Consider the following 15,294-nt stretch of genomic DNA (forward strand, 5'->3'; position numbering starts at 1 on the left):
GGCGCCATCTACGGCGCAAACAAAAAGGGCGGCCCGCGGGCCGCCCTTTTCGCTTCACGTCTTGGACGTCGTTATGCAGCCGTAGGCGGCGCATCGACGAACACCGTCCACAACCGCGCGATCGCCTTGTTGGGCTCGGCCGAAACCTTGGCGAGCGTCGTCTTGGCAGCGGCACGATCGCCCGACAGCGCAAGCGCCATGCCGAGGTGGAGGTTGTTGCGGTCGGCGTCAGGCGCGCCCTTGGTCTCGCACAGGCGATACATCTCGATCGCCTTGGCGTAGTTGCGCGTGCCGAAATAGGCATCGCCCGCCTGCTGCGCGAGATCGCCCTTCGGCGCGCCCATCGCGTTCTTTTCCTTGATGGCGAGCGAGGAGCTGCCCGCGATCCCGGTCTTGGCGCGCGTCAGCAGCTCGGTCCCGGTGACGTTGCCCTTGGGGATCACGCCCGATGCGAAGCCTTCGTCGATCACGGTCTTCGCTTCGTTCGGCAGGCCGATCGTCAGCGCGGCATCGGCATAATCGATATATTCGCGCTGACCGGCCTGGCTCTTGGTCGCCCACAGCAGGCGGAACAGATCGATCCGGTTCTTGCTGTACTTGACCGCCGCCGGGCCCTGGAAGCCGAAGGTGTAGATCGCGCCGCGCCAGTTCGGGGCGGTGCCATATTCGGTCAGCCAGGCCGCGGTCCAGGCATCGGCCTGCTCGGTCAGGCCGGCCTTGGTCAGGCGCGTGAAGGCGTATTTGTACCAGGCTTCAGGGGCCTTTTTACCCGCGGCCTTCTCGGCCTTGACCGCGGCTTCGAGATCGTTGGCGCCGCCCGCGACGTCACCCGATTCGACCTTCGAGCGGGCGATGTTCAGCTGCAAATCCTCGTTGGTGAAGCCGAGGTCGCGCGCCTTGGTGTAATATTCGACCGCGCGCTTATAATCCTTGGTCGCATAAGCGAAGCCGGCGCGCTCTTCGTAGCGGATGCCGAGTTCGGTCTTCGGCGTCGCCGGGTTAGCGATGATCGCGTCGAGCGGCGGCGTCAGCGCGGCGACGCGCTGCGTCTCGGGCTGGCCGGCAGTCTGCGCATTGACGAGCGAGAGGCGCAGGCCCGAGGCGAGATACTTTTCATAGTCGCTCTTGGCGGCGGCATCGAGCGCGTCGAGCGCGGCGGCGGCCTTGACCAGATCCTTCGGCGTCGCGCCAAGCGCGGTCTGCGCATCGACGGCGGCGGCGCGCGCTTCCTTCGACAGGCTCGGCGTAGCTGCCTCGGCAGCCTTTTCCTTCTTGGCGAACGCGGGTGCGACGAGCGCGGCGCCGTTCATGCCGACGACGAGCGTGGCAGCCAAAGCGATTTTCGAGACCATCTTCATTGTCGAACTCTCCTATTGTCGCGCGGCCCCGCGCGGCGGATTGCTGCCGCCGCTCTAACGCCACGCATCATACCGTCAAGCGACGGCGATAGCGTCACCGCGACTGAACACCGCTTGAACCCGATATATCCCTGTCGCGAGACTCTTTGACGCATTCGCGGCGGAGGCTTAACGGCGGGGGCGATGATCGCCCTGCTCTCCCCCGCCAAGACGCTCGATTACGAGAGTCCGCTTCCCGCCCTCACCCCGACGACGCCGCGCTTTGCGGCCGAGGCCGAAAGCCTCGCCAAATCGGCGGCGAACCTGTCGCAGAAGCGGCTGTCGGAGCTGATGCATATCTCGCCCAAGCTGGCGAAGCTCAACGCCGACCGCTTCGCCGGTTTCGCCGACGCGCCCGAGCGGCCGGCTTTGTTCGCCTTTGCGGGCGACGTCTATACCGGGCTCGAGGCGCAGACGCTCGACGAGCCCGCGATCGCCTTCGCGCAGGATCATGTGCGGATGCTGTCTGGGCTGTACGGCCTGCTCCGCCCGCTCGACGCGATGAAGCCGTATCGTCTCGAGATGGGCACGCGCTGGGCGCCACGCCGCTCCAGCCTCTACGAATGGTGGGGCGACCGCATCGCCGCTGCCGTGCGCGAAGAGGTCGCCGAGGAGGGATCGGGCGTCGTGCTCAACCTCGCGAGCCAGGAATATTTCGGTGCGGTGCTCGGCAAGCTCGACGGCGTGCGCGTGATCGACGTCGATTTCCGCGAGCCCGGCCCAGACGGCCCGCGCTTCGTCAGCTTCCACGCCAAGAAGGCGCGCGGTCTCGTCGCACGCTGGCTGTGCGAGCATCGCATCACGCAGATCGAGGACATGAAGGGCTTCGACACCGACGGCTATCGCTTCGACAAGGCCGAGAGCACGCCCGATCGCTGGCGGTTCGCGCGGTCATGAGCGGCGCGGCGGTCATCATCGGCGCGTCGGGCGGGATCGGCGCGGCGTTCGAGGCGGCGCTGATCGAGGAAGGGGCGTATGACGTCGTCCACGGTTTCGCGCGGTCACGCTCGGGCGCGCAGCATCTCGACCTCACCGACGAGGCGAGCATCGCGGCGGCGGCAGCTTATGTCGCCAAGGGCCCTGCCCCAACGCTGGTGATCGTCGCGACCGGCATCCTGCATGACGATGCGCACGGCCCCGAAAAGGCGTTGCGCGAGCTCGATCCGGCGTGGCTGGCGCGCGTCCATGCGATCAACGCGATCGGTCCCGCGCTCGTCGCCAAGCATTTCCTGCCGATCACGCCCAAGACCGGGCGCAACGTCTTTGCCGCTTTGTCGGCGCGGGTTGGCAGCATTTCGGACAACAAGATGGGCGGCTGGCACGGCTATCGCGCGTCGAAGGCCGCGCTCAACATGCTGGTGCGCACCATCGCGATCGAGGAGAAGCGCCGCAACGACCGCGCGATCGTCGTCGCCTTGCATCCCGGCACGGTCGACACCGCGCTGTCCAAGCCGTTCCAGGGCAATGTCCAGCCCGGCCGGCTGTTCGATACCGAGCGCGCCGCGTTGCAACTGCTCGACGTGATCGAGGAACTGAAGGCCCCCGATACCGGCAAGCTGTTCGACTTCGAGGGCAAGGAAGTCCCCTTCTGAGCACGGCTCGATGACGAACTTGTCATCGTCAAACCATTGAAACGGTCGCAGATCGGCCGCATCCTTTCCGCCATCGCGCATCAAGCCCGAAGGTTTTTTGAGGGGATCGTCATGATCAGACACGCATTCGCCGCCATCGCCCTGTTGTCGGGCACCGCTGCACTCGCGCAGACGCCGATCGCGACCAAGACGACGACCAAGACCGCCGCCGCGCCGACCAGCAAGACCGTGGTGACGACCATCAAGACCACCCCGCCCGCCACGACGGTCAAGGCCACCACCGTCGCGCATTCGCGCACCACCAAGACCACCACGACAGGCGGACGGATGGTCCAGGCGAAACTCGCCAACGGCAAGACGGTTACCTACAATTGCTCGCTTGCCGGCAACAAGACCAAGACCGCCTGCAAGTAACCCTTTTTCCCGCCCCTGCGCGCGCCATCGGAACATGCGCAGGGGTGGCATTTGCCGCCGCGCCGGGCTAGGGTTGTCACGACCCCGTAACACAGCCGAAGGCACCGCACATTGACCGACGAGACCGTCCTCGCCGACCCTTCCGATATTGCGCCGATCTCGATCGTCGACGAAATGAAGTCGAGCTATCTCGACTATGCGATGAGCGTGATCGTCGCGCGCGCGCTGCCCGACGTTCGTGACGGCCTGAAGCCCGTCCACCGCCGCATCCTGTGGTCGGCGAGCGAAAGCGGCTTCGTCTACAATCGCCCGTACCGCAAATGCGCGCGCATCGTCGGTGATGCGATGGGTAAGTATCACCCGCACGGCGACAGCTCGATCTACGACGCCTTGGTCCGCATGGCGCAGGATTGGTCGATGCGCGTCACGCTGATCGACGGCCAGGGCAATTTCGGCTCGATGGACCCCGACAAGGCCGCGGCGATGCGCTACACCGAGGCGCGTCTCGCCAAGGTGACGAATTCGCTGCTCGAGGACATCGACAAGGACACCGTCGATTTCACGCCGAACTACGATGGCTCGGAGCGCGAGCCGTCTGTGCTCCCGGCGCGCTTCCCCAATCTGCTCGTCAACGGCGCCGGCGGCATCGCGGTCGGCATGGCGACCAACATCCCGCCGCACAATCTCGGCGAAGTGATCGACGCGACGCTCGCGATGCTCGACGCGAAGACCGGTGCGCGCGAGCCGCTCACCACCGAGGAACTGCTCGAGATCGTCCCTGGTCCCGATTTCCCGACCGGCGCGATCATCCTCGGTCGCTCGGGTGCGCGCTCGGCCTATGAGACGGGCCGCGGCTCGGTGATCATCCGCTCGCGCTACGTCGTCGAGGAAGGCCGCGGCGATCGCCGCTCGATCGTGCTGACCGAAATCCCCTACCAGACCGGCAAGAACGGCCTGGTCGAGAAGATCGCCGAAGCCGCCAAGGACAAGCGCATCGAAGGTGTCAGCGACATTCGCGACGAATCGAGCCGCATGGGCGTGCGCATCGTCATCGACCTCAAGCGCGATGCGACCCCCGACGTCGTGCTCAACCAGCTGTGGCGCCACACCCCGGCGCAATCGAGCTTCCCGGCGAACATGCTCGCGATCCGCGGCGGCCGTCCGGAACTGCTCAACCTGCGCGACATCCTCGAGGCGTTCGTCGGCTTCCGCGAGGAAGTGATCACGCGCCGCTCGAAGTTCGAGCTCGCCAAGGCGCGCGAGCGGGCACATCTGTTGCTCGGCCTCGTCATCGCGGTCAGCAATCTCGACGAGGTCGTCAAGATCATCCGCGGTTCGTCGAGCCCCGCCGCGGCGCGCGAGGCTTTGCTCTCGCGCGACTGGCCGATCGCCGACATCGCGCCGTACATCCGGCTGGTCGAGGCGGTCGATACCGAGGTCACTGGCGCGACCTACCGTCTCTCGGAGCTGCAGGTCCGCGCGATCCTCGACCTGCGCCTGCATCGCCTGACGGCGCTCGGACGCGACGAGATCGGCAACGAGCTCCAGGGCCTCGCCGATTCGATCGCCGAGCTGCTCGAAATCCTCGCCAACCGCGCCAAGCTGTACGCCGTGATGCGTGAAGAGCTGGTCGCGGTCCGCGCCGAATTCGCCACGCCGCGCAAGACCGAGATCGCCGCTGCCGCCGACGGCATCGACGACGAGGATCTGATCGAGCGCGAGGACATGGTCGTCACCGTGACGATGCAGGGCTACATCAAGCGCACCACGCTCGACACCTTCCGTGCGCAGGCACGCGGCGGCAAGGGCCGTGCTGGCATGGCGACCAAGGACGAGGACGCGATCACCAACCTGTTCGTGACCTCGACCCACACGCCGGTGCTGTTCTTCTCGACGCTCGGCAAGGTCTACCGGATGAAGGTCTGGAAGCTGCCCGAGGGCGGTGCCGCAACGCGCGGCCGGCCGATGATCAACCTGCTTCCGCTGGCCGAGGGCGAGGTCATCTCGACCGTGCTCGCGCTGCCCGAGGACGAGGCTGAATGGGCCAAGCTGCACGTGATGTTCGCCACCGCGAACGGCAGCGTACGCCGCAACTCGATGGACGCCTTCGCCAACATCCCGACCGCGGGCAAGATCGCGATGAAGTTCGAGGGGATCGACGAGGACGATCGCCTGATCGGCGTCGCGCTGCTCAGCGAAGAGGACGACGTCCTGCTCGCGACGCGCGCGGGCAAAGCGATCCGCTTCGCGGGCCACGAGGTGCGCGAGTTCCAGAGCCGCAACTCGACCGGCGTGCGCGGCATGGCGCTCAAGGGCGACGACAAGGTGATCTCGCTGTCGATCCTCCACCGCGTCGGCGCCACGCCCGACGAGCGCGAGGATTACCTCCGCTTCGCGCCGTGGAAGGGCGAGAAGGACGGCGAACCGACGATGGAGCCCGCGCGCTATCAGGAGTTGATGGAGCGCGAGCAGTTCGTGCTGACCGTCTGCGAGAACGGCTATGGCAAGATCTCGTCGGCCTATGACTATCGCCGCACCGGCCGCGGTGGCCAGGGCATCACCAACATCGACAACATCCCGCGCAACGGCCCCGTCGTCGCCAGCTTTGCCGCGACCAAGGGCCATCAGCTGATGCTCGTCACCGACCAGGCGAAGGTGATCCGCACCACGCTCGGCTCGATGCGCGTGATCGGCCGCAACTCGGCGGGCGTGAAACTGTTCGACGTCGGCAAGAACGAGCATGTCGTCTCGGCCGCGCGGATCGAAGAGTCCGAGGGCGATGCCGAGGCCGACGTCCGCGACCTCACCGCAGTCGAGATCGCGCCCGACGATACCGCCGATACCGGCGATGACCTCGCCGCGGGCCCGGAGAATGGCGAATGAGCGACATGCCGCTGACCGCGTACAAGGTGCTCACCGCCGAACAGATGGCGACGCTGGAGACCGAGGAATCGTTCGCCGGCGCGCCGGTCGATCTGGCCGATGGCTATATCCACCTCTCGACCGCCGAGCAGCTGACCGAGACGGTCGACAAGCATTTCGCTGGGCAGAGCGACCTGCACGTCGCTGCGGTCGATCTCGGGTCGTTCGGTGCGGGGCTGAAATGGGAAGAGTCGCGCGGCGGGCAGCTTTTCCCGCATCTGTACGGCGGCCCGCTGCTGCTCGAGACGGTGATCGCCTACGGCCCGCTCGAGCGGGATGCCGACGGAACGGTCAAACTCCCGGTCGCCGGCTGACCCAGGGTCAACCGCGCATCGCGACGGCTTTGGTCAGCGTGTTGCGATTGGGCAGATAGGGGTTGCTGCGAACGACCGCGAGCGGCGCGATCGGCTTGTGGAAGTTGATGCCGCACGACGTCCCGTCGCTCCACACCACCGTCCCGACCACTTCGAGCTCCTCCGCCAGGAGGACGATCTCCTCGCCGCGCTTGGGCAGATCGACGCCGCGCACGCAGGCGCCGACGCAAGAAATATCCGCAATCTCGACCGGATGCGGTCGGCGGTCGACAATCACCGTGCCGGCGAACCGGGTCGGATAGCGCTGTTCGCGTCGGGCAGTCTGAAGATCCTTGATAGTAGGCACGCCCATAATCCCAAGTGTCCGGCTATCGGCACTAGGAAGATAACAGATACGACTTCGCTTCGTTCCTAATTTTGATCGCTAACGAAGCGTTACGGCGATCAGGCATACAGGTCGATAACTTCGGCATCGGCAGCTTCGGCGTCGAGCAGCAGCGTGCGATGGCAATGCGCCGGGTCGCGCTCGAAGCAGAGCAAGGCGCTCGGCTTCTCCGCCGCGAGCTCCAGCATCAGGGTGGTTTGCGCCTGCGCTTCGGGCAGGATGAGCTGCTCGGCATAGACCGCCTCGAGCGTCGCGACATCGCCCTTCTTCGCCGCATCACGCCCGCGCTTGGGCGTGCCGAGGGCTTTCAGATGGACATAGTCGATCCCCGCCTCGGCGAGCGATGCGGCAAGCGACGTCTTCGAAAACCCCGGCCGACGCGACAAAGGCAGCGCACGAACGTCGATCACACGGGCAACGCCCGCCTTGGTCAGCGCGTCGATGAACGCGCCCATCGTCGTGGCTTCATAGCCGATCGTATAGATTTTCATGGCAGCTCCTCGCCCGCTATGTCGGGACGAGCCCTCGCGCGATCAACGCGCGGCGTGCTGCGCCGATCCGGCCGCCGCCAGCAGCGTCTGCGCGACGGTCTTTTCGGGCGAATCATAGCCGCCGTAAAGCACCGGAATCAGCACCTGCCGCGCGAGATCGGCATGGCCCTGCCGCAGCAATTCGCGCGCGAGTGCGACCCGGGGCCCCGGCGCGGCGGGCACGGCTTGCGTCACCTTGACCAGCCCGAGCACCGCTTGGTCCGGAACGGGATCGCCCGCCTCGGCATAGCTGTTGAAGAAAGCGAGCAGCGGAAGCGGCGTGTCATTGTCGATCCGCAGCGCGCGGACGATCGGCACACGCGCCGCCTTGAGCCCGCGCACACGATCGCTCGCCGGCCCCGCCAGCGCCTGGTGCGTCAGCGCGATGCCCTTCCACGCCAGCGCGCGGATATTGTCGGGCGTCTTGGCGAGCACGCGCTCGGCCGAATCAAGACACGCGTCGTTCTGCCCGGCACGGCATTCGACCTCGGCCTCTGTCAGCAGCGCTTCGGCATTATAGGGCAGGTCCGCGACGGTGTCGTGGAGCTGCGCCACCCAGGCACTGTCCGCCGCACCGCCGGCGAGGCGCGTGCCAAGCTCGAGCCGCGCCTCGATCACCGCCGCACTGCTGCGCGATACGACGTTGATCGTAGGATCGCCGCCCGGTGGCGGCACGGCGTCGGCGCGGGCATATTCGGTGCCGCGTTCCTGATAGACATCGAGATCGTGCTGGACCCGCTTGAGATCGCCGAACACCTTGGCCGCCTCGGCCAGCGGCACGCCGCGCCCGATCTCTGCCATGTAGCGCTGGAATTGCTGGCTGCGCTCGGGCTTGAGCTGCGAGAAGAGGAAGAAATGCGTCAGCAGCCAGGCATGATACGGCGTCCAATGCGCCTTGCCCGCGTCCCCTTCGAGATATTCCCCGGTCAGGATCGGCCGCACCCGAAGCGAGCCATACGCGTAGAACACCTGTCGATAATCGAGCGGATCGCGCGCATAGTCGACCTTGCCGTCGCGCCGGACATCGAACGTCGAGAATAACGCGCCAACGCCGTCGAGATACCAGCGCGGATAGGCGGCGGGCATGTAGGTCAGCAGGAAATGCTGCGCGAACGCCGAATAGAGCACCGCCTCCCATTTCCGCGCGATCGGCGGGCGGTTGGCGGTCTCGGCCATACCGGTGCCCATGCTTCCTTCGGAATCGATCGATCCTGAAGCGTCCTCGACATCGCGATCCTCGGCGAGCGCGGTGGAGAGCTTGATCACCTGGTCGGTCCGCGCGACGGCGAGGACGGGACCGTCCTCGCGCGGATCGTAATAGCGCTCGCCCGCAAACGTCGCCGCATAGGGGCCTTCTTCCGAGCGCAGGTTGCGCAGCTTCATCGCCTGGAAGAAATCGGCCGAATCGACGAGCGTCACTTGCAGCTTGACGGTGTCGTCGGCGGCATCGGTGCGGTGATAGAGCCGCGCCATCAGGGCGTAGAGCCGCTCGAGAGCGTTGGTGACGCGCTTGAGCTCCGCCTCGCTCCCCTTGCTCGTGACGATGACATGCGCCGACTCGGCGCGCCGCCACGCGCTCGGCGCATCGACCGCACCCTGGACGACGATGTCGGGCCCGGTCTTGGCCTGGACCGGCGGCTGTTGTGCCGCTGCGGGTGTCGCGACACTCCACCATATCGCCGCTGCAGCAAGATACCGGCCGATCGCCATGACACGACTCCGTAGGTGGCAGGAAATGTTTGCCAAGCGCAACCATATCGCGCGGCGGACGCGGGTGGTAGAGGGCGAGCGCACTAAGCCTCTAAATTCATGTGTGAAGTTTATGTCATGTGGCCGAGGCATCCGCGGTGGCACGGGTCCGCCGATCGCTCCGAATGCACGCCCTTTGCCACCCCGCGCCGCACCCGCTATCAGCCAGCGCATGACACATGACGTACACATTATCGGCGGAGGCCTAGCGGGCTCCGAAGCCGCCTGGCAGCTCGCCGAGGCTGGCTTCAAGGTGAAGCTTTCGGAAATGCGCGGATCGGGCGAGATGACGCCGGCGCACCAGACCGACGGCCTTGCCGAACTGGTCTGCTCGAACAGCTTCCGCTCGGACGATGCGACGAGCAACGCGGTCGGGCTGATCCACCAGGAGATGCGCACGCTCGGCTCGCTCATCCTGCGCGAGGCGGACGTCCACAAGGTGCCCGCTGGCTCCGCGCTCGCGGTCGATCGCGATCGCTTCTCCGAGGGCGTCACCGACTCGCTGATCGCGCACCCCAACATCACGGTGGTGCGCGAACGCGTCGATGCCCTGCCCGAGACCGGCATGACGATCGTCGCGACCGGTCCGCTCACCGCGCCCGCGCTCGCCGAGACGATCGGCACTGCGACCGGCAAGGACGCGCTCGCCTTTTTCGACGCGATCGCGCCGATCGTCCATTTCGACAGCATCGACATGGAGACCGCCTGGATGGCGTCACGTTGGGACAAGGGTGATACGAAGGATTACATCAACTGCCCGATGACGAAGGACGAATATCTCGCCTTTCACACCGGGCTGATCGACGGCGAGAAGACCGAGTTCAAGGAATGGGAGGACGTCCCCTATTTCGAGGGCTGCATGCCGATCGAGGTCGCGGCGTCGCGCGGGGTCGACACGCTGCGCTACGGGCCGATGAAGCCCGTCGGGCTCGACGATCCGCGCACCGGGCGCTGGCCCTATGCGGTCGTGCAGCTGCGCCAGGACAATGCCTCGGCCACGCTGTGGAACATCGTCGGCTTCCAGACCAAATTGAAGCATAGCGAGCAGGTCCGGCTGTTCCGCACGATCCCCGGGCTGCAGAATGCCGAGTTCGCGCGGCTCGGAGGTCTGCACCGCAACACCTTCATCCGCTCGCCCGAACTGCTCGATCCGACGCTGCGACTGAAGGCACGGCCGAACATCCGCTTTGCCGGGCAGATCACCGGCTGCGAAGGCTATGTCGAGAGCGCGGCGATCGGGCTGCTCGCCGGGCGATTCGCCGCGGCCGAACTCGGCGGTGCGGCGATGCCCCCGCCCCCGGTGGAGACCGCGCTCGGCGCCTTGCTGCATCACATCACCGGTGCGGCGGTGGCCGAGACGTATCAGCCGATGAACGTCAATTTCGGCCTGTTCCCGCCGATCGCTGGCCGCACCAAAAAGGCCGATCGCAAGAAGATGTACACCGATCGCGCGCGCGACGCGCTCACCGCCTGGATGGCCGCGTAACGCCAGCGATCAGCTGTCCTCACCGTTCGCCGGCGCCTCGTCCTTGGCCGCCGGCGGACAGTCGCGCCGCACGCGTGGCGGCTTGCGCTTGACCGCGGTCTTGGCAAATTCGACCGGCGTCATCGCGCCCGATTTGTCGGCATCGGCAAGCGCAAACTTGCCCTCGGCCTTCACCGCCCATTCGTCGAACGCCAGCGTGCCGTCATGGTTGACGTCGAGCTTGGCGAACGCCTTGCGCCGCGCGGCGAGATATTCCTCGCGCGTCACCGTGCCGTCGCGGTCCTTGTCATAGCGGTCGAAGCGCTTCTGCTCACGCGTGGCATCGCTCGCCTCTGGAACGCTGTCGGGGAGCGCCGCCGCAGCGCCCGCCTGCGCCGACGCGGGCGGCGCCAGCGGCAACGCGGCGACCGAGCGCGCGTTGCGATTGAACACCAGGATCCCCGCTGCGACCAGCGCCAACGTCGCCAGCCCACCCACCAGATAGCGCCACATATCGTCCCCCCACGACTGTCGCAGCAGGATAACCCATTCTAACGCATTGTGAAAGTCTATCGTCCGGTGACGCGGTGCAACGCCAGACGCGCAACCCGCCGCGGCGCGCCATGCGCGATCGGCGTATCGAGCGGCACCGCCAGATCCATCCGCGCAAGCTGCGCCAGCGCACCGAGCGCGCGTCCGGCACGGCTCCAGCGCACCGCCGTCGCCGCCGCGATCGCGCCGGACGCGGCGGTGGCGATTCGGCGCGCGCTCTCGGGGTCGCGCACGTTGCGCGCGAGATCGGCCAGCGCCCATCCCTCCCCCGCGGCTTCGACCGGATCGCGCGGCGCGCCACCCACCAGCGCCTGCGCTGCAACGAACAGGCCACGGCCGCGCGCCGCGGCATGAAGCTGCAGCGCGGTCGTGTCGATCGCCTCGGCCTCGAGCAACGCCTCCCAGCCATCGATCATCGCGGCGAGCCGCGCCCCACTGACACCGTTTCGAACCACGTTGTCCGCAAGCGCCTGCAACACCGGCTGCGCGGGCGGCGGTGCGCTATCGAGCGCGCTCAGCGCGCTATGCCACCACGTCAGCCGCATCTGCCCGACCATCGGCTCGCGCGTCGTGCGCAGGATCTGGCCAAGCGTATCGTCGAGCGCGAACAGCGCGGCGAGCGAAGCCCGCGCGGCTTCGGGCGCATAGCTTAACGCCAGCGCCCGTTCGGGGCCGGTTTGATACGTAACCATGTTATTAACCTAGCAGCTTTAATGGACATTACAGGATGGCGCGGCATGCGCGACGTTTGAGGTCGGAAGCGAGCGATGCGGGACGGGTGGATGGCGAAGGCAAATAGCGTGCGCACGATGGGAATCGCGCGTTTGCTCAGATGTCTCTCGTGCCTGCGCCGCGACGTCGCCGGCAACGCGCTCGCGATCATGGCGGCCGCGCTGATTCCGATGGCGGGCATGGTCGGCGGCGCTATCGACATCAGCCGCATGTATATCATCAAGACCCGCATGCAACACGCCTGCGACGCCGGCGCGCTCGCTGGCCGCAAGCAGATGGGCGGCGGCATTTGGGGCACCGACGACAATACGGTCGCGGAGAAATTCTACGACGCGAACTTCCCGGCGAACGGCTATGGCAGCACCGGGACGACCCGGTCCTTTGCGGAAAGCGGCGGGACGGTAACCGGCACCGCCACCGCAACGGTCCCGATGACGCTGATGCGCGTGCTCGGCGTCAACACGCAGTCGCTCGCGGTGTCGTGCGATTCGGAAATGCGGCTTCCCAATACCGATGTGATGTTCGTGCTCGACGTGACGGGTTCGATGAACTGCACCGCGACCTCCACCACCTGCACCAACAATAACGGCGTCCCGGCGACGGGATCGAAGATCGACGGACTCAAGACGGCGGTCAAATGCTTCTTCGAAATCGTCGCTCGCCTAAAGACCAACGCGACCTGTGCGACCACCAACGCGACGGGGGGTACCGGGAACCAGGTGCAGATCCGCTTCGGATTCATGCCCTATGCCAGCAACGTCAATGTCGGCTACCTACTGCCACCGGCCTACCTCGCCGACAGCTGGAGCTACCAGTCGCGCAAGTTCGTCAGTTCCTCCTGGAGCGCATGGAGCGCCTATAGTCAGTCGAACAGCACCCAGAATGGCACCTGCACCGTCGCCAGGTCGGATACCGCGACGACGCAATATAAGGTCGATAAAACGAGCTCGTCATCGTACTCCGGGACGAACTATTATTGCACCCAATCGTACAGAACGCTGACAGTCACGTGGCATTACGGCAAGATTGCCCAGCCTGTCAGCGCGCTGAAAAGCGGTTCCACTTGGAATACCAGTCTCACCCTTCCAATCGGTGCGGGTGGCGCTGATCGGTCGATCACGTGGGATGGCTGCATCCAGGAACGCCCGACGGTCGCAACCACCAATTACACGCCGATCCCCAGCACCGCCTACGATCTCAACATCGATCTCGTCCCCACGGCGGGCAACAGCAACTCGCTATGGGGTCCCTCGCTGCCTGACGCGATCTACCTTCGCAACATCTCCAATAGCTACAATCAGGCGACGAACACGGAAAGCGACTCGACCAACGACTATTACAACTCGAGCGACGATTATTGCCCGACCGCTGCGAAAAAGCTGCAGAGCTGGAGCGATGCGGCTTCGTTCGACCAATATGTCGACAGCCTGGTCGCCCAAGGCAACACCTATCACGACATCGGCATGCTGTGGGGCGCGCGCTTCATGTCGCCGACGGGAATCTTCGCGCCGGAAAATGCCGTTACCCAGCCAAACGGGAGCTATAGTGGCGGCGCTGACATCCAACGCCACATGATCTTCATGACCGACGGCGATTCGACATCGAACCCGTGCGACTACAACGCCTATGGCGTCCCCTTCTACGATCAGAAGCAGACGACCGACGTCGGCCTGGCGCAGAATTGCGGGACCAATCGACAAACCTTGATCGACCAGATCAACCTGCGCCTCGCGGCGTTGTGCACGTCGGTGAAGAACAAGAACATCACGCTGTGGGTGATTTCGTTTGGTAACGGCACCAACACCGATACCGAGAGCCGCCTGCAAACCTGCGCGACATCGCCGTCCTACTATTTCAAGGCGGCCGATTCGGCCGCGCTGCAAACGCAGTTCGCCGCGATCGCGAACAAGATTTCCGCGCTGAGGCTCACCAAATGACGCCGCGGGCTCTACGTGCGCCTTGCCTGTATCGCGACACCCGTGGTGCGGCGCTGATCGAGTTCGCGATTGTCGCGCCGGTCCTGTGCCTGCTGTTAATCGGTGGGTTCGATATTGCCCATACGCTGTACACGCGCGCCATCCTGCAGGGCATCGTGCAGAAGGTCGCACGCGACGCGAGTCTTGAAACGGGAACCGACGCGCAGGTCTCCGCCGCGCTCGATGCCCGCGTCACCGCGCAGGTCTCCGCGCTGACCAAGAATCCGCAGATCGTCTTCACGCGGCGCTTCTACCGCACCTTCAGCCTGGCGGCCGCCGCACAGGCCGAGTCGTATACCGACACCAACAAGAACGGCACCTGCGACGCGGGCGAGCCGTATGTCGATGCCAACAACAATACGGTGTGGGACTCGGACGGCGGCGACGCTGGGCAAGGCGGTGCGAAGGACCGGACGCTCTACACGGTGACGGTCGCCTATCCGCACATGTTCCCGCTGTGGAGGTTCCTCGGGACGTCCAGCACCACCAATCTGGTGGCGACGACGATCCTCCAGAACCAACCGTATTCGGACCAGGCAAGCTATGCCGCCGCGACCGTGAGAAACTGCCCATGACCCGCTTCTCGTCTTTCGTGATCGAGCGCGCGAAGCGGCTCGACCAGAATCGCAGCGGCGTTGCGCTGATCGAATTCGCGCTGCTGCTGCCGGTCTTCATCGTTCTCAGCCTGACCGGCGCCGAGATCACGAATTTCATCACCACCAAGATGCGCGTCAGCCAATTGGCGCTGCAGCTCGCCGACGATGCCGCGCGGATGGGAACGGGCAGTCAGCTCTCGGCCAAGACGATCAGCGAATCCGACATCAACGACGTCTTTATCGGCGCGAACCTGCAATCGGGCGAACTGAAGCTGCAGACCAACGGGCGAGTCATCCTCACCGATCTCGAGCCGACCGCGAACCCGAATACGGCGAACACCTACAAGATCGGGTGGCAGCGCTGCTACGGCGCGCAGACCAGTTACGTGCCGCTCTATACGACCAGCACGAAAACGGGCCTAACCGGACTCGGCCCAACGGGGCGGCAAGTCATAACGCCCGACAACAACGCGACCATGTTCGTCGAGGTCTATTATCTCTACACACCACTCGTGAAGACGTCGCTGTCGCCGAGCACGTATATCGTCGAATATGCCTCGATGCTCGTCCGCGACGCGCGCGATCTTACCGGCGGCAATAGCGGGGTCTATCCGGTGGCCGGGGTGACCGCCTCGAACTGCTAACCTACGAAAAGGGCCTCTTTCCACTA

Annotated in this window: 15 protein-coding genes; 9 read left to right on the forward strand and 6 right to left on the reverse strand. The window is 65.6% G+C overall.

Going from position 1 to position 15,294, the window contains the following annotated elements:
* Nucleotides 1-71: 71 nt before the first annotated feature.
* Nucleotides 72-1,358, reverse strand: a complete 1,287-nt coding sequence (locus tag EAH76_RS07640) for a tetratricopeptide repeat protein (protein WP_140849663.1) — start codon at nucleotides 1,356-1,358, stop codon at nucleotides 72-74.
* A 183-nt stretch (nucleotides 1,359-1,541) separates the two neighbouring features.
* Between EAH76_RS07640 and yaaA the strand changes: the two genes are divergently transcribed.
* The 5 genes from yaaA (at nucleotide 1,542) to EAH76_RS07665 (ending at nucleotide 6,639) form a co-directional block, all read left to right on the forward strand.
* Nucleotides 1,542-2,294 (forward strand): peroxide stress protein YaaA, encoded by a 753-nt coding sequence (gene yaaA / locus EAH76_RS07645; protein WP_140849664.1) that lies wholly within the window; start codon nucleotides 1,542-1,544, stop codon nucleotides 2,292-2,294.
* Nucleotides 2,291-2,989 carry an SDR family NAD(P)-dependent oxidoreductase gene (locus tag EAH76_RS07650; RefSeq protein ID WP_140849665.1) on the forward strand — a complete coding sequence of 233 codons (699 nt, stop codon included), beginning with the start codon at nucleotides 2,291-2,293 and terminating at the stop codon, nucleotides 2,987-2,989. Before yaaA ends, EAH76_RS07650 begins: the two co-directional genes overlap by 4 nt.
* A gap of 111 nt (nucleotides 2,990-3,100) precedes the next feature.
* Nucleotides 3,101-3,403 (forward strand): hypothetical protein, encoded by a 303-nt coding sequence (locus EAH76_RS07655; protein WP_140849666.1) that lies wholly within the window; start codon nucleotides 3,101-3,103, stop codon nucleotides 3,401-3,403.
* Between the two features lie 111 nt (nucleotides 3,404-3,514).
* Nucleotides 3,515-6,286, forward strand: coding sequence for a DNA gyrase subunit A (gene gyrA / locus EAH76_RS07660; RefSeq protein ID WP_140849667.1), 2,772 nt, complete (start codon nucleotides 3,515-3,517; stop codon nucleotides 6,284-6,286).
* Nucleotides 6,283-6,639, forward strand: coding sequence for a DUF952 domain-containing protein (locus tag EAH76_RS07665; RefSeq protein WP_140849668.1), 357 nt, complete (start codon nucleotides 6,283-6,285; stop codon nucleotides 6,637-6,639). Before gyrA ends, EAH76_RS07665 begins: the two co-directional genes overlap by 4 nt.
* 7 nt (nucleotides 6,640-6,646) lie before the next feature.
* Here the strand turns inward: EAH76_RS07665 and EAH76_RS07670 are convergent, their stop codons facing one another.
* The 3 genes from EAH76_RS07670 to EAH76_RS07680 form a co-directional block, all read right to left on the reverse strand.
* Nucleotides 6,647-6,985 carry a PilZ domain-containing protein gene (locus EAH76_RS07670; RefSeq protein ID WP_161988989.1) on the reverse strand — a complete coding sequence of 113 codons (339 nt, stop codon included), beginning with the start codon at nucleotides 6,983-6,985 and terminating at the stop codon, nucleotides 6,647-6,649.
* A gap of 98 nt (nucleotides 6,986-7,083) precedes the next feature.
* On the reverse strand, nucleotides 7,084-7,515 hold the full coding sequence (locus EAH76_RS07675; RefSeq protein ID WP_140849670.1) for a DUF488 domain-containing protein: 432 nt from the start codon (nucleotides 7,513-7,515) through the stop codon (nucleotides 7,084-7,086).
* A 42-nt stretch (nucleotides 7,516-7,557) separates the two neighbouring features.
* Nucleotides 7,558-9,264, reverse strand: coding sequence for a tetratricopeptide repeat protein (locus EAH76_RS07680; protein WP_140849671.1), 1,707 nt, complete (start codon nucleotides 9,262-9,264; stop codon nucleotides 7,558-7,560).
* Between the two features lie 211 nt (nucleotides 9,265-9,475).
* On the opposite strand from EAH76_RS07680, the gene trmFO reads away from it, so the two are divergent.
* Nucleotides 9,476-10,789, forward strand: a complete 1,314-nt coding sequence (gene trmFO, locus EAH76_RS07685) for a methylenetetrahydrofolate--tRNA-(uracil(54)-C(5))-methyltransferase (FADH(2)-oxidizing) TrmFO (RefSeq protein WP_140849672.1) — start codon at nucleotides 9,476-9,478, stop codon at nucleotides 10,787-10,789.
* 9 nt (nucleotides 10,790-10,798) lie between these two features.
* On the opposite strand, the gene EAH76_RS07690 is transcribed toward trmFO, so the two are convergent.
* Entirely contained in the window at nucleotides 10,799-11,281 is a 483-nt protein-coding gene (locus EAH76_RS07690) for an EF-hand domain-containing protein (protein ID WP_140849673.1), read from the reverse strand.
* A gap of 56 nt (nucleotides 11,282-11,337) precedes the next feature.
* Nucleotides 11,338-12,012 (reverse strand): squalene/phytoene synthase family protein, encoded by a 675-nt coding sequence (locus EAH76_RS07695; RefSeq protein ID WP_140849674.1) that lies wholly within the window; start codon nucleotides 12,010-12,012, stop codon nucleotides 11,338-11,340.
* Between the two features lie 90 nt (nucleotides 12,013-12,102).
* On the opposite strand from EAH76_RS07695, the gene EAH76_RS07700 reads away from it, so the two are divergent.
* Genes EAH76_RS07700 through EAH76_RS07710 form a run of 3 tightly spaced genes read left to right on the forward strand, consistent with a single transcriptional unit; the run spans nucleotide 12,103 to nucleotide 15,268 of the window.
* Nucleotides 12,103-13,989, forward strand: coding sequence for a TadE/TadG family type IV pilus assembly protein (locus EAH76_RS07700; RefSeq protein ID WP_161988990.1), 1,887 nt, complete (start codon nucleotides 12,103-12,105; stop codon nucleotides 13,987-13,989).
* A complete protein-coding gene (locus EAH76_RS07705; protein ID WP_140849676.1) occupies nucleotides 13,986-14,603 on the forward strand; it encodes a TadE/TadG family type IV pilus assembly protein in 618 nt (205 codons plus the stop codon). Before EAH76_RS07700 ends, EAH76_RS07705 begins: the two co-directional genes overlap by 4 nt.
* Nucleotides 14,600-15,268 (forward strand): TadE/TadG family type IV pilus assembly protein, encoded by a 669-nt coding sequence (locus tag EAH76_RS07710; RefSeq protein WP_140849677.1) that lies wholly within the window; start codon nucleotides 14,600-14,602, stop codon nucleotides 15,266-15,268. Before EAH76_RS07705 ends, EAH76_RS07710 begins: the two co-directional genes overlap by 4 nt.
* The last annotated feature ends 26 nt before the right edge of the window (nucleotides 15,269-15,294 follow it).

The organism is Sphingomonas glacialis (genome assembly GCF_006439055.1).
GTDB classification, from domain to species: Bacteria; Pseudomonadota; Alphaproteobacteria; order Sphingomonadales; family Sphingomonadaceae; genus Sphingomonas; species Sphingomonas glacialis_A.